General features: G+C 65.3%; 19 protein-coding genes and 1 tRNA gene. 11 read left to right on the top strand and 9 right to left on the bottom strand.

Annotation, left to right across the window (positions count from 1 at the left end; translation table 11 throughout):
- Positions 1–12: 12 nt before the first annotated feature.
- From LCM4576_RS33215 to LCM4576_RS33225, 3 genes are read right to left on the bottom strand one after another with little or no spacing between them, the layout of a single operon-like run.
- Entirely contained in the window at positions 13–1041 is a 1029-nt protein-coding gene (locus LCM4576_RS33215; RefSeq protein WP_071036496.1) for an ABC transporter permease, read from the bottom strand.
- Positions 1038–2030, bottom strand: a complete 993-nt coding sequence (locus LCM4576_RS33220) for an ABC transporter permease (RefSeq protein ID WP_052458157.1) — start codon at positions 2028–2030, stop codon at positions 1038–1040. Before LCM4576_RS33220 ends, LCM4576_RS33215 begins: the two co-directional genes overlap by 4 nt.
- On the bottom strand, positions 2027–3562 hold the full coding sequence (locus tag LCM4576_RS33225; RefSeq protein ID WP_071036497.1) for a sugar ABC transporter ATP-binding protein: 1536 nt from the start codon (positions 3560–3562) through the stop codon (positions 2027–2029). The genes LCM4576_RS33220 and LCM4576_RS33225 overlap by 4 nt, the downstream gene beginning before the upstream one ends.
- Positions 3563–4038: 476 nt before the next feature.
- Here LCM4576_RS33225 and LCM4576_RS33230 point away from each other — a divergent pair, with 476 nt between their 5' ends.
- Positions 4039–4497 (top strand): YbhB/YbcL family Raf kinase inhibitor-like protein, encoded by a 459-nt coding sequence (locus LCM4576_RS33230; protein ID WP_071036498.1) that lies wholly within the window; start codon positions 4039–4041, stop codon positions 4495–4497.
- Between the two features lie 61 nt (positions 4498–4558).
- Positions 4559–5059, top strand: coding sequence for a DUF6496 domain-containing protein (locus LCM4576_RS33235; protein ID WP_041001102.1), 501 nt, complete (start codon positions 4559–4561; stop codon positions 5057–5059).
- A 165-nt stretch (positions 5060–5224) separates the two neighbouring features.
- Here the strand turns inward: LCM4576_RS33235 and LCM4576_RS33240 are convergent.
- Positions 5225–5300 (bottom strand) — tRNA-Ala (locus LCM4576_RS33240).
- 164 nt (positions 5301–5464) lie between these two features.
- Complete coding sequence (locus LCM4576_RS33245; RefSeq protein WP_071036499.1) at positions 5465–5863, bottom strand: TIGR02300 family protein; 399 nt, start codon at positions 5861–5863, stop codon at positions 5465–5467.
- Between the two features lie 194 nt (positions 5864–6057).
- On the opposite strand from LCM4576_RS33245, the gene aroA reads away from it, so the two are divergent.
- From aroA to rpsA, 3 genes are all read left to right on the top strand, one after another.
- The gene (gene aroA, locus LCM4576_RS33250) at positions 6058–7416 is read left to right on the top strand and encodes a 3-phosphoshikimate 1-carboxyvinyltransferase (protein WP_071036801.1); all 1359 of its coding nucleotides are present in this window, start codon (positions 6058–6060) and stop codon (positions 7414–7416) included.
- A 245-nt stretch (positions 7417–7661) separates the two neighbouring features.
- Positions 7662–8312 carry a (d)CMP kinase gene (gene cmk, locus LCM4576_RS33255; RefSeq protein ID WP_071036500.1) on the top strand — a complete coding sequence of 217 codons (651 nt, stop codon included), beginning with the start codon at positions 7662–7664 and terminating at the stop codon, positions 8310–8312.
- A 195-nt stretch (positions 8313–8507) separates the two neighbouring features.
- A complete protein-coding gene (rpsA, locus tag LCM4576_RS33260) occupies positions 8508–10205 on the top strand; it encodes a 30S ribosomal protein S1 (RefSeq protein ID WP_071036501.1) in 1698 nt (565 codons plus the stop codon).
- Between the two features lie 138 nt (positions 10206–10343).
- On the opposite strand, the gene LCM4576_RS33265 is transcribed toward rpsA, so the two are convergent.
- The 4 genes from LCM4576_RS33265 to LCM4576_RS33280 form a co-directional block, all read right to left on the bottom strand.
- Positions 10344–11051, bottom strand: coding sequence for an SDR family NAD(P)-dependent oxidoreductase (locus LCM4576_RS33265; RefSeq protein WP_071036502.1), 708 nt, complete (start codon positions 11049–11051; stop codon positions 10344–10346).
- 184 nt (positions 11052–11235) lie between these two features.
- Positions 11236–12816: a 5-guanidino-2-oxopentanoate decarboxylase gene (locus LCM4576_RS33270; RefSeq protein WP_071036503.1), complete on the bottom strand. Its 1581-nt coding sequence runs from the start codon at positions 12814–12816 to the stop codon at positions 11236–11238.
- On the bottom strand, positions 12813–13481 hold the full coding sequence (locus LCM4576_RS33275; RefSeq protein WP_071036504.1) for a TetR family transcriptional regulator C-terminal domain-containing protein: 669 nt from the start codon (positions 13479–13481) through the stop codon (positions 12813–12815). The genes LCM4576_RS33270 and LCM4576_RS33275 overlap by 4 nt, the downstream gene beginning before the upstream one ends.
- Positions 13451–14323, bottom strand: coding sequence for a dimethylarginine dimethylaminohydrolase family protein (locus LCM4576_RS33280; RefSeq protein WP_071036505.1), 873 nt, complete (start codon positions 14321–14323; stop codon positions 13451–13453). The genes LCM4576_RS33275 and LCM4576_RS33280 overlap by 31 nt, the downstream gene beginning before the upstream one ends.
- Positions 14324–14524: 201 nt before the next feature.
- Between LCM4576_RS33280 and LCM4576_RS33285 the strand changes: the two genes are divergently transcribed.
- From LCM4576_RS33285 to LCM4576_RS33310, 6 genes are all read left to right on the top strand, one after another.
- Complete coding sequence (locus LCM4576_RS33285; RefSeq protein WP_071036506.1) at positions 14525–15340, top strand: ABC transporter ATP-binding protein; 816 nt, start codon at positions 14525–14527, stop codon at positions 15338–15340.
- A gap of 57 nt (positions 15341–15397) precedes the next feature.
- Positions 15398–16195 (top strand): transporter substrate-binding domain-containing protein, encoded by a 798-nt coding sequence (locus LCM4576_RS33290; RefSeq protein WP_041001086.1) that lies wholly within the window; start codon positions 15398–15400, stop codon positions 16193–16195.
- 249 nt (positions 16196–16444) lie between these two features.
- Positions 16445–17155: an ABC transporter permease gene (locus LCM4576_RS33295; protein ID WP_116389962.1), complete on the top strand. Its 711-nt coding sequence runs from the start codon at positions 16445–16447 to the stop codon at positions 17153–17155.
- Positions 17155–17964 carry an ABC transporter permease gene (locus tag LCM4576_RS33300; protein WP_071036507.1) on the top strand — a complete coding sequence of 270 codons (810 nt, stop codon included), beginning with the start codon at positions 17155–17157 and terminating at the stop codon, positions 17962–17964. Before LCM4576_RS33295 ends, LCM4576_RS33300 begins: the two co-directional genes overlap by 1 nt.
- A gap of 86 nt (positions 17965–18050) precedes the next feature.
- On the top strand, positions 18051–19052 hold the full coding sequence (locus LCM4576_RS33305; RefSeq protein WP_071036508.1) for an Ldh family oxidoreductase: 1002 nt from the start codon (positions 18051–18053) through the stop codon (positions 19050–19052).
- A 345-nt stretch (positions 19053–19397) separates the two neighbouring features.
- Positions 19398–19844 carry a DoxX family protein gene (locus tag LCM4576_RS33310; RefSeq protein WP_071036509.1) on the top strand — a complete coding sequence of 149 codons (447 nt, stop codon included), beginning with the start codon at positions 19398–19400 and terminating at the stop codon, positions 19842–19844.
- The last annotated feature ends 23 nt before the right edge of the window (positions 19845–19867 follow it).

The raw sequence follows: 19867 nt of genomic DNA on the forward strand, positions 1-19867 counted from the left end.
GCGGGCGCATGGTCATTTTCCTCGCGTCAGCATCCGGTTTCCGATGTGGGTCAGGAACTCGCCGCGCAGCACCAGCAGCGCTCCGACGATGATTCMACCCTCGATGATGGTGCGCCATCCTTCACTCAGCCCGATGGCGGAGATCATGGTGCCCAGCGTGGTCAAAAGGATCGCGCCGCCGACCGTACCGATGAAGGTTCCGCTGCCGCCGAGGATCGAGGAGCCGCCGATCACGACCGCGGCGATCGAGGGCAGCATGTAGCTGTCGCCCATCCTGAGCGTCGCGCCGTTCGAATAGCCGACCAGCATCATGCCGACGAAGCCGGCGCAGGCGGCGCTGACCGCATAGGGCACGAGTTCGAGCCGGTTGACGCCGACGCCGGCGATAAGTGCTGCGTTCCTGTTGGTGCCGAGCGCGCGAAGCCGGCGTCCGAGCGCGGTGAAGTTCTGCAGGAGCCAGCCGAACAGGATGAAAGCGAGGGTGAAGTAGATGACCACCGGCACGCCGAGGAACCATGCCTTCATCAGCCACAGGAGGGCCGATGGCGAACCGCCGCGCGGCGTGCCGCTGGTATAGCCGAGCGCGACCGAGGCGACGACGATCGAGGTCGCCATCGTCATGATGAAGGGCGGCACCTTCAACCAGACGATGYCGATGCCGCTGACCGCGCCGACCAGGGCGCAGATGGCGAGGATTGCCGGCAACATGTACCAGACGCCGGCATCGCCCGTGCCAACCCAGGTCGTGGTCAGCACGCCGCCAAGCGTGATGAGGGCCGGGATGGAGAGGTCCAGTCCGCCGATCAGGATGACGAGGCCCTGCCCGAAGGACAGGATGATCAGGAACGAGGCGAGGATCAGCACCGTGAGCACCTGGCTCCAGGAGCCGAGCGCCGGACTGATGAAGCGCGAGCAGACAATGAGCACGATGCTCAAGCCGAACACGACGAGCGTGTTCACCGTTTCCCGGTCGAGCTTCTGCCTGCCGCGCTGGTCGGAAGAGGCCTCGGATGGCATCGCTATGTCCTTGTGCGCGTTCACCGGGCGTCGTCCTTCCTGAGCAGGCGCGCCACGGTGTTGCCGAAGACGATCGCGAGCACCAGCACGAAGCCCTGGAAGATGCCGGTGTAAAAAGACGACACGCCGCCCGAGAACAGCACCTTCTGCAGAAGCATGAGCGTGCCGGCGCCGAGGATCGAGCCGACGAGGCTGCCGCGGCCGCCGCTGAGCGGCGTGCCGCCGAGCGCCACGGCGGCAAAGGTGAGCATCAGGAACGGCGTGCCCGCAGTCGGATTGCCGGTGGCGGTCTGGGCGCTCAGCATGAAGCCGGCGACGCCATAGAGGATGCCGGCGCCGACGAAGGCGGTGATGCGAACGCCCGAGACGGCGACGCCGGAGAAACGGGCCGACTGCTCGTCGGCGCCGATGGCATAAAGGCCGATGCCGGTGTTGGTCCGCCGGAAGGCCAGCCACAGCACGATGGCGGCGACCAGGAACAGGCCGGCGATCGGGACGACGCCGAAGAGCGTGTCGGTCAGGGTGTAGGTGACGAAGTCGGCGACCATGCCGCCGGGCGCGTCGAGAATGACCAGCGCCAGCCCCTGGCAGACGATCATGGTGCCCAGCGTCGCCGCGATGGTCTGTAGCCCGAGCCTGGCGACCAGAATGCCGTTGATCATGCCGACGACGGCGCCGATGGCGCAGCACATCAAGAGGCTGACCAGCGCTCCGCCGGGGCCGTCGAGCGGATAGACGGCCATCAGCACGTTGGTCAGCGAGACGACGCCCGCGACGGACAGGTCGAAGCCGCGACTGATGACGACCAGCGTCTCGCCCGCCGCAGCCAGCGCCAGCGGCGTCGAATTGTTGACGAGGTCGGTGAATGTGTAGACCGAGAGCGCATCGGGCTGCCAGAACGCATAAAGAGCGTAGAGCAGCACATAGATCAGCGCGACGATGCCGGTGCCGCTGATGACGGCGCGCCAGAAGGGCGAACGGCGGGGCGCCGGATTTGCAGCGATCGCGCTCATGCCGCCACTCCCGTCTTCGCGCCGCGGGCGTGGCCGATCAGCGCGCCGACAATCGTCTGCTCGTCGATGGCGTCGCCTTGGTACCCGGCGAAGATACGGCCGCCATAGAGCACGATGCAGCGATGCGCGAGGTGGACGAGTTCCGGCAACTCGGATGAATAGAAGAGCACGGAGCCGCCATCGGCGGCGAATTTGCGGATCGCCTCGTAGATCGACTGCTTGGTTCCGACGTCGACGCCGCGCGTCGGATCGAAGAGCAGCAGCGTGCGCGCGCCGGTCATGATGACGCGCGCCAGCAGCGCCTTCTGCTGGTTGCCGCCGGACAACTCGTCGATCTTGAAATGCAGATAGCGTTCCTGCAGGTCGACCACGGCCGCCGTTTCGCGTGCGGCGCGACGCTCGCCGGCCGGCCAGACGATGCCGCCGCGCGCGATGCGGGAGATGATCGGCAGCACCATGTTGCTGGCCGTGGTGAGGCCGGCGAGGATGCCTTCCGACTTGCGGTCCTCGGGCAGGTAGGCGAGGCCGTTGCCGAAATGGAGCGCGGCGCCCGGGCTGGAGATCTGGGCGCGCACGCCGTCGATCTCGACGCTTCCGCCCCTGGCCTTGGCAAGTCCGATCAGCGTCCTGAACAAATCGCGCTGGCCCTGCCCTTCGAGCGCGGCGATGCCGACGATCTCGCCCTGCCTGACATCGAACGACACGTCGCTCAGGATGCCGCCCGAGAGGCCCTTGACGCCGAGCGCGACGGGCGCAGCCTCACYGGTTTTGGGCAGCGCATTGATCGTCTCACGCGCGCTGCGGCCGACCATCATCTCGAAGATGTTCTCGTCCGAGGCGCCCGAAAGCTCGACGGTGCCGATGCTGCGGCCGTTGCGCAGGATGGTGGCGCGCGAGCACAAGGTGCGCACTTCGCCGAGGCGATGGGAAATGTAGAGGATGGCGGTCTRCAGGGTTTTTTGCCGGCGCACGAGCTCGAACAGCCATTCGACGTCGGCCAGTGCCGCCGTCGGCTCGTCGAGGATCAGCAATTTCGCGGCATGGGTGAAGGCGCGGAYGATTTCGAGCCGTTGACGGTCCGACAGCGAGAGCACGCCCACCGGCGTGTCGGGATCGAAATGCGCGAGACCATAATCGCTGAGGATCCTGYCGGCGGCGGCCATGGCCGAGCGATGCGACGCGAGGCCGAGCATGCCCCTTGGCATTTTCGGCAGCATCAGATTCTCGGCGATGCTGAGATTGGGCAGCAGGCTGAGCTCCTGGAAAGCCGTCGCCACGCCTTGCATGCGCGCATCGACGATGCCGTGCGGCGTGTAGGGCGAGCCTAAGATCGACATTGATCCGCTGTCCGGCTTCACCACGCCGCTGAGGATCTTCACCAGCGTCGACTTGCCGGCGCCGTTCTCGCCCAGCAGCGCATGGACCTCGCCCGGGCGCAGATCGATGGAAACGGAATCGAGCGCCACGGTCGGCCCGTAGGACTTCGCGATCTTGGCGATGCGGACGGCTAGCCGGGTCTCGTCGGTGCTCATACCTCCTCCCAAGGTAAGGTCGCAGCTGCAGGTGAGAACGTTCTCTGAGAACGTTCTCACCGTTTCACACGAAGCCATGTTCGTTGTCAACGGGGAATCCATCACAGGAATGTTAGAGCCGTTTCAGGCGAACGCGCTCGCGAGACGGACACTCCGTCTATCGAGCCGACGTGCCGTCGGCTATTACCCGTTGCCCCGAAAATGCAGCCGGTAAAATCCTCGAGACCTCCAGTTCCGCGTCGACGGCTTCCACGCCGACCTGCCGGTATCTTCGCCGGACACGACCTGCGTCGTATCCGTCCGCGCAGCCCTTTCCGGGGACGATAGCTTCGCTTGCGAACATCCGTCGAGGCTGGAACCCCCGCGGATGCCCCGCGTTCCCATGAAAACCAGCAGCGATTGCGCTCCACCGATCCGAGGAAGGATCGTCCGTGAATTCCTTCGGGAAGAACGCGATAGAGCACGGAGTTCCAACCATGGCTTTCACGCTTGAGAGTCCAGCCTTTGAAAACGGGCAGACCATTCCCGAGCCCTATGTCCGCAACGGCGGCAACTTGTCTCCTCCGCTGCAGTGGAAGAACGCGCCGGCCGGCACCAGAAGCTTCCTGCTTGTCGTCGAGGACCCCGACGCGCCACGCGGCCTGTTTCGCCATTGGGCGGTCTATGACATCGCCGCCGGGCGGGATCGCCTGCCGGAGGGCACCGCCGGGCCGGAAAGCTTCAGCCAAGGCGTGAACGACTTCGGCAATGCTCATTACGACGGCCCCCAGCCGCCGAAAGGCCATGGCGTCCATCACTATCACTTCCGCCTTTCAGCCCTCGACGTGGAGACGCTGGAAACCGRCGGAGAAACTGGAATAGCCGATCTTCTGGCCCATGCGGGGCCGCGTACGATCGCCACCGCCGACCTCGTCGGCACATATGAAAGCCGCTGATGCGCAAGCTGAAGCGGCTTTCGGCGTTCGCTCATGCCCCGTTCGCATAGGGAGAAAAACAATGCCGGACAAGAAAACCATTGAAAAGGCGCGCAAGGACAAGCGCGAAGGCAAATCGGCAAGCACGCAGGCCGGCGAATTCGTTCACGAAGAAATCGACAAAGTCCGCCAAGGCAAGCACGGCGCCCGCTCCACCAAGCAGGCGATAGCCATCGGCCTTTCGGAGGCGCGTCGCGCGGGTGTCGACCTGCCGCCCCCCAAGAAAGGCGACGTGAAGGAAACCACGCGCAAGAGCGCCAAATACGCTTACGAGGCAGGCCAGGGCGAACGCAAGCCGAAGCGCCAGCCGAAGGTCTCGAAGGCGGTGTCGAAAGTGCTCGAGGACGAGCCGAAAAGCACCGTCTCCCGCAAGGCCCTGTCGCGACAGACCAAGAGCGCCGCATCCAGCCGCACGGCCGCAGAGCGATCGGCGGCGGCCAGGAAAGCCGCGCAGACCAAAGGCGCTGCCGGACGATCGGCAGCGGCGCGCAAGGCAGCCAGAACCCGCGCCGAGCGCGGTTAGCCGCAGTTGCAGGACGAGGAGCGGACCAGTTGACCGGGTTCCTGCGTCAGGCTGCACCGGCCACAAGATGCCTTCGCGTCAAGGCCCGTCATACGGGCTGGGGCGCCGCTCAGCGTGAACAGCGGTGACTTCGGCTATACGAAACTTCGATCAAGAAGGACTGTTTGGTGGAGCCAATCGGAATCGAACCGACGACCTCTTGAATGCCATTCAAGCGCTCTCCCAACTGAGCTATGGCCCCACTCCCGGCAGTCAGCCGGCGCCGTTTCCGGCGAAGAGATCCGGCACGGTTGGGACCGCGCCGTTGTTTAGTGYTGGCGGCTTCTAGCGCCGCCTTCGGTCAAGATCAAGCCTTGAAAGACCGCTTTTTYGTCACAGGCGAAAATGGCCGGCAAACAATCAGAATCAGACCTCGTCCTCGTCGTCGCCGACGCCGATCATGTCGGAGACGTCGTCGTCTTCTTCTTCTTCGTCGGCAAGGAAGGTGTCGTCGTCATCGTCGCCGAGATCGACATCGTCATCCTCATCGTCGCCGAGATCGGGAAGATCGTCGCCGCCGCCCTTGGCCTCGTCATCGGCTTCTTCGAGCGAGACGACTTCGGCGCCTTCTTCCTCGTCGCCGTCCAGTTCCTTGTCGGCGACTTCCTCATCTTCCTCGAGGGCGGAAATCTTGCCTTCGTCGAAATAGGAGCGCGGATAGCTCTTGCCGGTGTAGGGCGAAACGATCGGGTCCTTGTTCAGGTCGTAGAATTTCCGACCCGTTTCGGGGTCGACACGCTTGGTGCCAAGTTCAGCTTTTGCCACAGCAGGCCTCGTCAAAAAAAGAATGGTCCCCATAACCGCAGTTTTCCGCGCTGTCAAAGCCAAAAGACATGTGCGCGAAACCCGCTTTTCAAAGGCTTGCGCCAAGGGGATGACCATTGCCGCGCGCCGTGATACGAGACCGCCGCACCATGACGAACCGGGCCGGCCAGCCGGCATTTCATTTGGACGACAAAATGTCTCATTCCGCCGCCGCTAAACCAGCCACGGCCCGCAAATCCCCTGCCCTTGCCGGCACCGCGCGCGTGCCGGGCGACAAATCGATCTCGCACCGCTCCTTCATGTTCGGCGGCCTTGCCTCCGGCGAGACGCGCATCACCGGCCTGCTCGAAGGCGAGGACGTGATGCGCACCGGGGCCGCCATGAAGGCGATGGGCGCACATATCGAAAAGAAGGACGGCGAATGGGTGATCCGCGGCACCGGCAACGGCGCGCTGCTGCAACCGGAAGGCCCGCTCGATTTCGGCAATGCCGGCACCGGCTCGCGCCTCACCATGGGCCTCGTCGGCACCTATGACATGGAGACCACCTTCATTGGCGACGCCTCGCTCTCCGGCCGGCCGATGGGCCGCGTGCTCGACCCGCTGCGCCAGATGGGCGTGCAGGTGCTGAAGGCGGCGCCGGGCGACCGCATGCCGATCACGCTGCGCGGCCCGAAGCACGCCGCGCCGATCACCTATCGCGTGCCGATGGCGTCGGCCCAGGTGAAGTCGGCGGTCCTGCTTGCCGGCTTGAACACGCCGGGCATCACCACGGTGATCGAACCAGTGATGACGCGCGATCATACCGAAAAGATGCTGAAAGGTTTTGGCGCCAACCTGACCGTCGAGACCGATGAGCGCGGCGTGCGCCACATCTTCATCGAGGGCCAGGGCAAGCTCACCGGGCAGACGATCGCCGTGCCGGGCGATCCCTCCTCCGCCGGCTTCCCGCTGGTCGCGGCGCTGATCGTGCCGGGCTCGGATGTTACAATCGAGAACGTGCTGATGAACCCGACCCGCACCGGGCTGCTGCTGACGCTGCAGGAAATGGGCGGGCGTATCGACATCCTCAACCCGCGCAATGCCGGCGGCGAGGACGTGGCGGACCTGCGTGTGCGTTATTCAGAGCTGAAAGGCGTGGTGGTGCCGCCCGAGCGGGCGCCGTCGATGATCGACGAGTACCCGGTGCTGGCCGTGGCCGCGAGCTTCGCCGAGGGCGAGACGTTGATGCAGGGGCTGGAGGAATTGCGCGTCAAGGAATCCGACCGGCTCGCGGCGGTCGCCAACGGGCTCAAGCTCAACGGCGTCGACTGCACCGAGGGCGAGGCTTCGCTCGCCGTGCGCGGCAAGCCCGGCGGCAAGGGCCTGGGCGCTCATCCGAACGGCCAGGACACAGTGGTGAAGACGCATCTCGATCACCGCATCGCCATGAGTTTTCTGGTTATGGGGCTGGCGACGGAAAAGCCGGTGACCATCGACGACGCCAACATGATCGCGACGAGCTTTCCGGAGTTCATGGGGCTGATGAAGGGGCTGGGCGCGGAGATCGAGTGATTGTCGATGGGTTGGAGCCGAACTGAGATGCTGGCGGGACAGCACCCCTCTCTGTCCTGCCGGACATCTCCCCCGCAAGGGGGGAGATCAGCCGGCACGCGGGCTTTCGCCAATCGCCAACGTCGCAGGATTGAGCAGGGCGCGGCAACCGCCAATCTCCCCCCTTGCGGGGGAGATGTCCGGCAGGACAGAGGGGGGTGTGAAGGAACGCGGCGCTCGCTCCTTTCGGCAAAGGCGAACTGCCAATGACCCACACCTTCACCATCGCCATCGACGGACCCGCAGGCGCGGGCAAGGGCACGCTTGCCCGGCGGCTCTCCGACCACTATCGCCTGAACCTGCTCGACACCGGCCTCACCTACCGCGCCGTGGCCCACAAGCTGCTGGAACTCGGCCTGCCGCTCGACAATGTCTCGGCGGCGGAAACCGCGGCGCGCCAGGTCGACCTCTCGAACCTCGACCGCACTGTGCTTTCTGCACATGCGGTTGGCGAAGCGGCTTCGAAGGTCGCGGTCATTCCCACGGTGCGGCGCATCCTGGTCGAGAAGCAGCGGGCCTTTGCCAAGGCGCCGCCGGGTGCCGTGCTCGACGGCCGCGACATCGGCACGGTCGTGTGCCCGGACGCCGACATCAAGCTCTATGTCACAGCGAGCGCCGAGGTGCGTGCCCGGCGCCGGCTGGCCGAGATCGAGAGCATGGGCGGCAGCGCCGACCTCGCCACCATCCTCGCCGACATCGAGCGGCGCGACGAACGCGACATGGGCCGCGCCGACTCGCCGTTGAAGCCGGCGGCGGACGCGCACTTGCTTGATACCAGCGAAATGGCTATAGAGGCCGCGTTTCTGGCGGCGATGGCGATCGTTGACGAGGCCCTTGCCAAGAGAAACAAGGCCTGATCAGGCGTTTTCGGTTGCCGTCGGCGGCGAAAATACCCATATCGGGCATGAACCAGCCTGCCARCATTCTTCATGCGCCGGACTTGCCGCTCCGATAGCGGCCAAGGGCTCTTCAGCCCGGAACGCCGGCAGGCTCACGCAACGCTAACCCACGGCGCCCGCTCCGCCAGCGCGCGGAGCATTCCAGGAGAAACAATGTCAGTAGCTAATCCGTCTCGCGACGATTTCGCGAGCATGCTCGAAGAATCATTCACCGCCGGCCATTCCGGCGAGGGCCAGGTTGTCCGGGGCACGATCACCGCGATCGAAAAGGACATGGCCATCATCGACGTCGGCCTCAAGGTCGAAGGCCGCGTGCCGCTGAAGGAATTCGGCGCCAAGGGCAAGGACTCCTCCCTCAAGGTCGGCGACACCGTCGAAGTCTATGTCGAGCGCATCGAGAACGCGCTTGGCGAAGCCATGCTGTCGCGCGAGAAGGCTCGCCGCGAGGAGAGCTGGGTGCGCCTCGAAGAGAAGTTCACCAAGGGTGAGCGCGTCGAAGGCGTCATCTTCAACCAGGTCAAGGGCGGCTTCACCGTCGACCTCGACGGCGCCGTGGCGTTCCTGCCGCGCAGCCAGGTCGATATCCGCCCGATCCGCGACGTCACCCCGCTGATGCACAACCCGCAGCCCTTCGAGATCCTCAAGATGGATCGCCGCCGCGGCAACATCGTGGTGTCGCGCCGCACCGTGCTCGAGGAGAGCCGCGCCGAACAGCGTTCGGAAATCGTGCAGAACCTCGAGGAAGGCCAGGTGGTCGAAGGCGTGGTCAAGAACATCACCGATTACGGTGCGTTCGTCGACCTTGGCGGCATCGACGGCCTGCTGCATGTCACCGACATGGCATGGCGCCGCGTCAACCATCCGACCGAGATCCTCAACATCGGCCAGACGGTCAAGGTGCAGATCATCCRCATCAACCAGGAAACCCACCGCATYTCGCTCGGCATGAAGCAGCTCGAGTCGGATCCGTGGTCGGATATCGGCACCAAGTTCCCGATCGGCAAGAAGATCAAGGGCACCGTCACCAACATCACCGACTACGGCGCGTTCGTCGAGCTGGAGCCGGGCATCGAGGGCCTCATCCACGTTTCGGAAATGTCGTGGACGAAGAAGAACGTGCACCCCGGCAAGATCCTGTCGACAACGCAGGAAGTCGACGTGGTGGTGCTCGAGGTCGATCCGGCCAAGCGCCGCATCTCGCTCGGTCTCAAGCAGACGCTGGAGAACCCGTGGGAAGCCTTCGCGCGCAACCATCCGGTCGGCAGCCAGGTCGAGGGCGAGGTCAAGAACAAGACCGAGTTCGGCCTGTTCATCGGCCTGGAAGGCGACGTGGACGGCATGGTGCACCTCTCCGACCTCGACTGGACCCGTCCGGGCGAGCAGGTCATCGAAGAGTACAATCGCGGCGACATGGTCAAGGCGCAGGTGCTCGACGTCGACATCGAGAAGGAGCGCATCTCGCTCGGCATCAAGCAGTTGGCCCGTGACACGGTCGGCGAAGCGGCCAACAGCGGCGAGCTGCGCAAGAACGCCGTCGTCACCTGCGAGGTCATCGGCGTGAAGGATGGCGGTCTGGACGTGCGGCTGGTCGACAGCGGCATCGAGACCTTCATCAAGCGTTCCGACCTCTCGCGCGACCGCGACGAGCAGCGCCCCGAGCGCTTCACCGTCGGCCAGAAGGTCGACGCCCGTGTCATCGCCTTCGACAAGAAGACCCGCAAGCTGCAGGTCTCGATCAAGGCGCTGGAAATCGCCGAGGAGAAGGAAGCGGTCGCCCAGTACGGCTCGACCGACTCCGGCGCGTCGCTCGGCGACATCCTGGGCGCGGCGCTGAAGAAGCAGGGCAATTAAGCCAAGCCTCTTCCAGCCGAACAACAAAAACCCCGCCGGAGCGATCCGGCGGGGTTTTTCTTTGTCGGGATATCAGAGCAATTCCAGGAAAGTGTCAGCGGTTTTCCGTCCGGAATTGCGTAAGATAAGAGATAGCCGTCAGGCGCGGCCGTAGAGCGGAACCAGCGTGCCGCTCATGGCCTGGTTGGCAGGCGAGGCGAGGTAGGCGATCGCTTCGGCCGCGGCCTCGAGGCTGACCCATTTGCTGAAATCGGCGTCCGGCATGCTGTCGCGATTGGCCTGCGTGTCGAGCGTCGAGGGGGCCACCGCATTGACCAGGATGCCCTTGTGCTTCAACTCCTCGGCCATCGCCACGGTCATGGCCGCGACCGCCGCCTTGCTCGCCGTATAGGCGACCATGCCCGAACCCTTGCGCGGTTCCAGYGCCGCCCGCGCGGTGACGTTGAYGACGCGGCCGGCGGTGTTGGACGCCAGCATCGAGCGCACCGCGGCGCGGCTGCACAGGAAGGCCGTGCGAGCGTTGGTGTCCATCATCTCGGCGAAGGAAGCCGACTCGATCTTCTCGACCGGCGCCATGGTGAAGCCGCCGGCAAGATGGATAGAGGCCCAGAGCTCGGGCACCTGATGGTAGAAAGCTTCGACCTTGGCCGAATCCGACAGGTCGACATTGTGCGCCAGATGCACGCTGGCATGAGCCGCGTAAGGAAAATGCGGCGGGGCCGCCGCGTGGGCATTGGGCACGTGGCAGATCGCGCCTTGCTCCAGCAACCTGCCGACAACCGCGCCGCCGAGCGCCCCAGTGCCGCCCGTCACCACGACATGCCTGCCATTCAGCGTTTCCGTCATACTTAGACCGCTCCTGTCATTTTTTTATGATTATATCTTGGGTTATGCCGCCCCAGGCTCGAACGTCGCGCCTTTCGCGCTGTCACTCAATTGAAATATCGACATGGCTGGCGCAGCGTCTTTGCATGCGTCGGACCACGGCGGGCGACGCCAATTGCCGGGCAGCGCATGGTCCAAACAACGGTCAGTCGACGGCGATTTCGATGACGCGCGGCTTGGCGGCCGCGCGCGCGCGCTTCAGCGCCTCGGCAAGACCGCCAACCCCGGTCAAGCGCTCGGCCCCGATGCCGTAGGCCTCGGCGAGCTTGCAGAAATCCGGCGGTGCCGGCGACACGCCGACCGGCTCGACGCCGACATCGAGCATCGAGGTCTCGATCTCGCGATAGCCGCGATTGTTCCAGACGACGAAGATCACCGGCGTTTCGGCATCGAGCGCGGCGCCGATCTCCGGCAGGGTGAACTGGAAGCCGCCGTCGCCGGTGAGGCACACCACGGGCGCTTGCGGAACGGCGAGTGCCGCGCCGATCGCCGCCGGCGGACCGTAGCCCAGCGCACCGAAACCGGTCGCGGCGTTGAACCAGCCGCCGGGACGGTCGTGGTCGTAATAGAGGTTGGCGGCGTAGATCGGCTGGGTCGAGTCGCCGACGATGATGGCGCTCGGCAGCGCGTCGCGGATCATCTCCACGGCATGAACCTGCGCCAGGTACTCGGGCTTCAGCTCGGCCCGCGCTGCCTTCCGCGCGGCGGCCGCGCGGGCTTCGCCGTCTTTGGCTGCAGGATGACCCGGCCCGATTGCCGTGAGCAAAGCCTCGATGCCTTCGGCGCAATCGGCCTGGATGCCTACCGTCAGCGGCCGGCGCGCGATCTGGTCGGCGCCGATATCGATGCGGATCAGGTTCCTGGGCAGCACGAAGCCGCCGTCGCCATAGCCGTCATAGTCGGTCGGGCCGAATTCGGTGCCGGCCGCGATCACCAGATCGGCGTCCGCCATCAGCGCGCGCACCGCCTTCAGGCTGGGGCTGGCCGGCACGCAGAGCGGGTGGCCGTGCAGCAGGCCGCGCGCGTTGGCCGTCTCGACCACGGGAGCGCCAAGCGTCTCGGCCAGACGCCGCAGCGCCGCGTCGGCCTTCCTGGCGCCGCCGCCGGCAAGGATCAGCGGCCGGCGCGCCGCCGTGATGAGCTTCGCCCCTTCGGCGATCGCCGCAGGGGCCGGAGCGGGCGGCGCGGCGTTGCTCAGCGCCGCCGCTATGCCGTCGGCGGGCTTGACCATGACATCGGTGGGAATCTCGATATGGACCGGGCCCGGGCGTGACGAGGAGAAAACCGTGAAGGCGCGGGCGAGAGCGCCCGGCAGTTGCCCGGCCTCGCTGATGCGTTCGGAAGACAGCGCGACCTTTTCCATCATACCACGCTGGTCGGGCAGCTCATGCAGGAAGCCCAGCCCCTTGCCCAGCGTATCGGTGGCGTTGACGCCGGAGATCACCAGCATCGGCACTGAATCGGCGCGCGCCTGACCCATGGCGGTGATGGTGTTGGTCAGCCCCGGCCCGGTGATGACGAAGGCGACGCCGGGCCGGCCGCCGGCGCGCGCATAGCCGTCGGCCATGAAGCCGGCTCCCTGCTCGTGGCGCGGCGTGACATGGCGGATCTTCGAGCGCGCCAGGCCGCGATAGAGCTCGACGGTATGCACGCCCGGAATGCCGAAGACAGTGTCGACGCCATGCGCCTCGAGCAGGGTGATCAGCGCTTCGCCGACGGTGGTCATTGATCTTCTCCCCTTTCCTGCACGAGGCCGAGCTCGGCCTCGACGGCCTTGATGCCGATCGCCGCCAATTCGCCGGGCGAGAACATCTCGCCGGCCAGGCAGCCTTCGATCCAGAGCCCGTCGATGATCGCGTTGATGGCGATGGCATGATGGCGCAGCTCGGCCGCGTCCGGCTTGCGCCGCTCGGCGGCGAGCACCTCGGCCACGACGGCTTCCACCTCGTTGCGAAAGCCGAGATAGCCTTCGCGATGGGCGCGGGCGAGCGTCGGATCCGCGCCGGCGCGGCCGATGAAGGTCGCCCAGAGCGAGAACACCCGCTGGTCGATGATCGGCGCATTGAGATTGGCGGTGACGAAGGCGGCAAGGCGCTGGCGCGGCGAGGCATCTTCCATGGCCAATGCCGCTTTCGCCTGCTCGGTCATGCGGCTCATCAATGCTGCATAGGCCTCCTGCAGCAAATCCTCCTTGCCGGGRAAATAGTGCCGGATCAGCCCGGCGGTGACGCCGGCGCGCAAGGCGATGGTGCGCACGGTGGCGCCCTCGAGGCCGTGTTCGGCCACGCTGTCCAGGGTGGCATCGATCAGGTCCTGCCGCCGCCGCTCCTCACCCTCGCGGCGGAACTTGCGGCGCGCATTCATTGGCGCAGGATCGGCCGCGTCAGGCATGTCGGGCCGCCTTCGCAGGCGATACAGAGCGCATCCGCCTCGAAGATTTCGACCGTGCAGCCGGCGGCTTCCATGGCAGCTTTGGTCCTGGGAAAGCCAGCCACGGCGATGACCTTGCGCGGGCTGGTCGGCAGCACGTTCAGGCTGAGGCCATTGGAGGCGGCGAACTCTTGCGGGTCGCCTTCGACCAGGCGGATGCCGCGCCCCTTCAGCATCTGGTAGAACGGGGCCGGCAACAGCGGCGAATAGACCAGCGCAAGGTCGTCGGCCAACGGGCTGATCACCGACATCAGATGCAGGCATGCCTCTTCGCCCTGCCACAGCGGCAGATCGAAACCGTAGACGGAAATGCCGAGCGGCGTCAGCAGGTTGGCAACCTGCTGGATGCCTTCCTGGTTGGTGCGCACGCCGCGCCCGATCGCCAGCGTGCGGGCATCCAGCCATACACAGTCGCCGCCTTCGACCTGGCCGGGCGCCTCGACGCGGCCGAGGATCGGAATGCCCAGGGTTCTGTAGGTTTCCTCATGCAGCGAGGGCTCCTTGGCGCGCAAGGGCTTGCCCATGGACAGGATCAGCGCGCCACGGTCGGTCATCAACGACGGGTCATGCGTGAACACCGAATCCGAAAGGCCGTCGGCCTTGTCCTCGATCCATTCGATCTCGGCGCCGGAAGCCGCCACGAGATCGGCAAGGAGCGCATGCTGCGCGGCAGCTTTCGCCGGGTTGAACCCCGGGCCATAGTGCCATTGAGCCCTGTCGGCGTCGCGCATGGCGTTGGCCGCCGAACGCATCAGCACGCGCCGCAGCGGCGCCGCCATGGACTGTGATCCGAAAGCGCTCATCGATGCCCTTCTAAGATGAAAAAAAGCGAAAAAATTTCATGAGAGGCTATTTATACACTTGCACAACAACGCCGCAAGTGCCGTAATGAGCGGGATTGACGGGCTCGCGCTGTCGAGTCCATGCTGAAGCTCGGAGCGGGTATTACAGCGTATGTTGGTTAGCCGGATGGACGTTCGACGAACTGCCTTCGAGGTCGCCCGGTGAGCGTGGCGGACGCTGCAGCCATCCAATCCGGCAAGGCGCAAAGCGGCRCCGCCGAAGCCATCCATGTCGAGAACCTGCATAAGAAGTTCGGCCAGTTGCACGTGCTGAAGGGCGTTTCGCTGTCGGCGCGCGACGGCGAGGTGGTCGCCATCATCGGCGGCTCCGGCTCCGGCAAGTCGACGCTGCTGCGCTGCATCAACTGCCTGGAAAATCCGACCAGCGGCATCATTCGCGTCAATGGCGAGGAGATCAAGCTCAAGGCCGACAGCCATGGCCACACCGTTCCGGCCGACCGCAGGCAGATCGAGYGGATCCGCTCGAGGCTCGGCATGGTGTTCCAGAATTTCAACCTGTGGAGCCACATGACGCTGATCGAGAACGTCATCGAGGTTCCGGTGCATGTGCTGGGCGTCAAGCGCGACGAGGCGATCGCCCAGGCCGAGAAGCTGCTCGCCCGCGTCGGGCTGGCGGACAAGCGCGACGTCTATCCGGCCTTCCTGTCCGGCGGGCAGCAGCAGCGCGCCGCGATCGCCCGGGCGCTGGCGATCAACCCGCGCGTCATGCTGTTCGACGAGCCGACCTCCGCGCTCGATCCGGAACTGGTCGGCGAAGTGCTGAAAGTGATCGGCGACCTGGCGCGCGAGGGGCGCACCATGGTGCTGGTGACGCATGAAATGAAGTTCGCCCGCGAGGTCGCGACGCATGTCGTCTATCTCTACAACGGGCTGGTCGAGGAGGAGGGTCCGCCGGAACAGCTGTTCGGCGCGCCCAAATCCGAAAGGCTCAAACAATTCCTCCGCAATGTCGGCTAGGCGCCGGCATCACGCGGAGCGAAAAACCGGGAACAACAACAAACTGGGAGTCCTGACATGAAGACTGTTCTCAAGACATTCGCGGCGGCGCTGCTTCTCGGCGTCGCGGCGATGGGTGGCGTGGCCAAGGCCGAGCAGGTCAAGATCGGCGTCGCCGCCGAGCCCTACCCGCCGTTCACCTCGCCCGACGCCACCGGCAAGTGGGTGGGCTGGGAGATCGACTTCGTCGACGCCGTCTGCGCCGAAGAGAAGCTCGACTGCGTCATCACGCCGGTCGCCTGGGACGGCATCATCCCGGCGCTGACCACCAAGAAGATCGACGCCATCGTCTCCTCGATGTCGATCACCGACGAGCGCAAGAAGACGATCGACTTCTCGGACAAGTACTACAACACCCCGACCGCGATCATCGGGCCGAAGGACCAGAAATTCGGCGCCACGCCGGACGACCTCAAGGGCAAGGTGATCGGCGTCCAGGTGTCGACCGTGCATGCCGTCTACGCCAAGAAGCACTTCACCGGCGCGCAGGAAATCAAGGAATACCAGACGCAGGACGAAGCCAACAACGATCTGGCCGCCGGCCGTATCGACGCGGTGCAGGCCGACTCGATCGCGCTCGGCGAATTCCTGAAAACCGACCAGGGCAAGGCCTGCTGCGACCTGAAGGGCATGGTGGCCCCGGACGACGAAGTGCTTGGACCGGGCGTCGGCGCCGGCATCCGCAAGGAAGACACCGCGCTCAAGGAAAAGTTCAACGCCGGCATCAAGGCGATCCGCGCCAACGGCAAATATGACGAGATCTCGAAGAAGTATTTCGACTTCGACATCTATGGCGGCGCCACACAGTCGAACTGAGCCCTCTCGCGAATGAGTGTGGGCATGGCGCCAACGCCATGCCCAACCTTGCCACGCATGCAAGTCGCTGACCCGATGATCGGCGGCTAGAGCAATTCCAGGAAAAGTGTGAGYGGTTTCCGTCCGGAATTGCGTGAGAACAAAGAGATAGAGTGGTTCGCCGTTTCCGTGAACGGTGAAACTCTCTAGCCCAGCAATCCGGGGGCGAAGCTGATCGACGCCTTTCTTCCGGCCTCCGCGGCCGGCATCATGGAACTCCTGTCACCCGTGGCGCCCGGCTGGGGCGGCACGCTGCTGGTCGGGCTGCTGCATTCGATCGAGATCGCCGTGGGCGCCACCTGCCTCGGACTCATGATCGGCACCGCCGGCGCCTTCGGCAAGCTCTATGGCGGCCCGGTGACGCGCGACCTTCTGGCCGTCTACACCACGGTGGTCCGCGCGGTGCCGGAACTGGTGCTGATCCTGCTGCTTTATTATGCCGGCACCGACCTCATCAACCAGGTGCTGACGGCGATGGGCTACAGCCGCGTCGACATCAGCGGGCTCGCGGCCGGCATTTTCGTGCTGGGTTTCGTCCAGGGCGCCTATTCGACCGAAGTCATCCGCGGCGCCATCCTCGCCATCCCGCAAGGCCAGATCGAGGCTGCCCGAGCCTACGGCATGCCGCCCGGCCTGATGCTGCGGCGTATAACGCTGCCGGCCATGCTGCCCTTCGCCATTCCCGGCCTTGCCAATCTGTGGCTGATCGCCACCAAGGACACCGCGCTGCTTGCCGTCGTCGGCTTCTTCGAACTGACGCTGGCGACGCGCCAGGCGGCCGGCGTCACCAAGGCCTATCTGCTCTTCTATCTCGCGGCYGGCGCGCTCTATCTCGCGCTCACGCTGTTCTCGAACCTGATCATCGGCCGCGTCGAGGCCTGGTCGCGGCGCGGCATGCCCTCCGTCAAGGAGGCGCGCTGATGACGGCCGAAGCCACCGCGATCAACATGGCGGCGCGCGCCTCAATCTGGCTCAAGCCGCACCGCATCGTGCTCATCCTGATCGCCTTGGCGCTGGTGCTCTGCGCAGCCTTCTTCATGCGCTGGGACTGGCTGCCRCAATATTGGGAAATGGGCCTGATAGGCATCTGGCGGGCGCTCTGGATCCTCGCCGTCACCTGCGCGCTGGGCTTTGCGCTTGCCGTGYCGCTCGGCCTCGCCCAAGCCGGCGGACCGATCTGGTTCTCGGCGCCGGCAAAGGCCTTCTGCACCATCATCCGGGGGACGCCGCTGCTCCTGCAGCTCTGGCTGCTCTATTACGGTCTCGGCTCGATCTTCCCGCAATATCCGTGGATCCGCGAATCCTGGCTGTGGCCATATCTCAGGCAGGCCTGGCCCTATGCCGTGGTGGCACTGACCTTTTCCTTCGCGGGCTATGAGGGCGAGGTGATGCGCGGCGCCTTTGCCGGCGTGCCGAGAGGCCAGCTCGAGGCCGCCCGCGCCTTCGGCATGAGCCGTTGGAAAATCTTCCGCCGCATCTGGCTGCCGCAAGCCTTCTACCGGGCGTTGCCGACGCTGACGGGCGAGACGGTGCTGCAGCTGAAGTCGACACCGCTGGTGGCGACGATCAGCGTCATCGACATCTTCGCCGTCTCCTCCAAGGTGCGCCAGGACACCTATCTGACCTACGAGCCTTTGCTGCTTCTGGCGCTGATCTATATGACCATCACGGGCATCCTGGTCTTCGTCTTCAGCCGGATCGAGGCGCGGATTCCGGTCAAAATCGGTTAGCGAATAGAGAGTAGCGAATAGCGAGTAGTTCCTTTATCYCCCCTACTCGCTATTCCCTATTCGCTACTTGCTGCAGGGCAACTCTGATGCAACTCACCCTCGACCAGGCAACAGGCCTATGCCGGATGGCGGCGCTCGGCGCCGGCGCCAATGAGGAGGCGGCACAGTCGCTGACCGCTTCCATCATCGCGGCCGAGGCCGAAGGCCTGTCGACGGTCGGGCTATCGCATTTCATCGACTATCTGGAGGCACTCGAAGCCGGCCGCATCGACGGCAATGCCGATCCGGTGATCACCAGGCCGGCGCTCGCCGTCTATCTTTCGGATGCGGGCGGCGGGCTTGCCCATACCGGTTTCGACCGCACGATCGATGACCTGGTCAAGGCGGCGAAACTGTTCGGCGTCTCGATCTTCTCGCAGAAGAACGCCTATACTTGCGGCGCGCTCGGCTATTTCACCGGGCGGCTGGCCGAACAGGGGCTGGTGTCCTTCGCCGCCACCAACGGGCCGGCGGTGCTGGCCGGCTCAGGCTCGGTCAAGCCGGTCTATTGCACCAATCCGATGTCCTTTGCCTCGCCCGCCGCCGACGGACCGCCGCTGGTCATCGACCAGTCGTCGAGCGCGACCGCCTTCGTCAACATCCGCAAGGCGGCCGAGGACGGCAAGAAGATACCCGAAGGCTGGGCGCTGGACGCCAGCGGCAACCCGACCACCGATCCGGCGGCGGCGATGAAGGGCGCGATGCTTGCCTTTGGCGGCCAGCGCGGCGCCAACATCGCCCTTATGGTCGAGGTGCTGGCCGCGGGCATTTCCGGCGCCAACTGGTCGCTCGACGCGCCATGGTTCACCGGCGGGCCGGACAGCCCCGGAACCGGCCTTTTCGTCCTGGCCATAGAGCCAAAACTGCTCGACCCGGATTYCGAGCAGCGCATGAAGGACCAGCTCGACCGGCTGCGGCGGCGCTATGGCGTGCATATTCCCGGACGCTCCCGCGCCGAGGCCGCCGAGAAGGCAAAGGCGCGCGGCATCACCACGTCCAGGGCGGTCGTGCAGCGCATTTCGGAATTCGCCGAGCGTTATTCGGCCTGATTTTTCCCGCGCGATTGAACCTTTTCCCGACCTGACGCGACGCATCCGCGGCACCCCACGCCGCGAGCCGCCTTGGTTGGCTTCGTCCGGCTCGCGGTTGGCGGCGCCGCGCCGGGCGTTCAGGGCGGGGCGGGCGTGCTTGCTTCACGCCACCTTGATACCGTCTCAGGTCAGGCCGCCTCGTTGGACCCTGCTTCGGCGTGGACACTGCCCGGAAAACCCCGCTTCGGCGGGGTTTTCTGCGTTTGTTCGTCAGCCACTCGAAATTCAATGGTTAACTTTTGTTAACTTGACTTGCCCGGAGCCGTCGGGCGTCTGCCTGTATTGCCACAAACAGGAGCTACGATGTCCGCGACCACCGACCGCGCAAATCTGATCATTCCGGCGCTTGGCCGTCTCTATTCGGCATTGCATGCCGCCGGCGAAACCCTGCTGCGCGCTGTCGCCGGCGGCTTCCTGGCCATCCACGGCTCGCAAAAGATCGTCAATCCGTTCGGCGCCACGGAGATGGTCGAGGGGCTGGGCTTCTATCCCGGCGCGTTCTGGTCGCCGCTGCTCGCCTGCACCGAATTCTTCGGCGGCATCCTGATCGCCCTCGGCCTCTTCACCCGTCCTGCCGCTTTCGCCGGCCTGATCGTGCTTCTTGTCACCGTGTGGTTCCATTGGGTGACCATGGGGGAGGGTTTTTCAGGCGCCGAAAAATCGCTGCTTTGGGCGGCGATCCTCGCCTTCTTCGTCATCCGCGGCGGCAATCGGCATTCGGTCGACGCTCGCATCGGCCGGGCTTTCTGAGCCGCCTGAACCTCGATGCGAAA

Origin of the sequence: Mesorhizobium sp. LCM 4576, from assembly GCF_001854815.1 — a bacterium.
GTDB classification, from domain to species: Bacteria; Pseudomonadota; Alphaproteobacteria; order Rhizobiales; family Rhizobiaceae; genus Mesorhizobium; species Mesorhizobium plurifarium.

Bases quoted from the DNA above. Each gene is read 5' to 3' on its own strand.
- LCM4576_RS33220 (WP_052458157.1), bottom strand. From the start codon at position 2,030: ATGAGCGCGATCGCTGCAAATCCGGCGCCCCGCCGTTCGCCCTTCTGG.
- LCM4576_RS33235 (WP_041001102.1), top strand. From the start codon at position 4,559: ATGCCGGACAAGAAAACCATTGAAAAGGCGCGCAAGGACAAGCGCGAA.
- aroA (WP_071036801.1), top strand. From the start codon at position 6,058: ATGTCTCATTCCGCCGCCGCTAAACCAGCCACGGCCCGCAAATCCCCT.
- cmk (WP_071036500.1), top strand. From the start codon at position 7,662: ATGACCCACACCTTCACCATCGCCATCGACGGACCCGCAGGCGCGGGC.
- LCM4576_RS33270 (WP_071036503.1), bottom strand. From the start codon at position 12,816: ATGACCACCGTCGGCGAAGCGCTGATCACCCTGCTCGAGGCGCATGGC.
- LCM4576_RS33280 (WP_071036505.1), bottom strand. From the start codon at position 14,323: ATGAGCGCTTTCGGATCACAGTCCATGGCGGCGCCGCTGCGGCGCGTG.
- LCM4576_RS33290 (WP_041001086.1), top strand. From the start codon at position 15,398: ATGAAGACTGTTCTCAAGACATTCGCGGCGGCGCTGCTTCTCGGCGTC.
- LCM4576_RS33310 (WP_071036509.1), top strand. From the start codon at position 19,398: ATGTCCGCGACCACCGACCGCGCAAATCTGATCATTCCGGCGCTTGGC.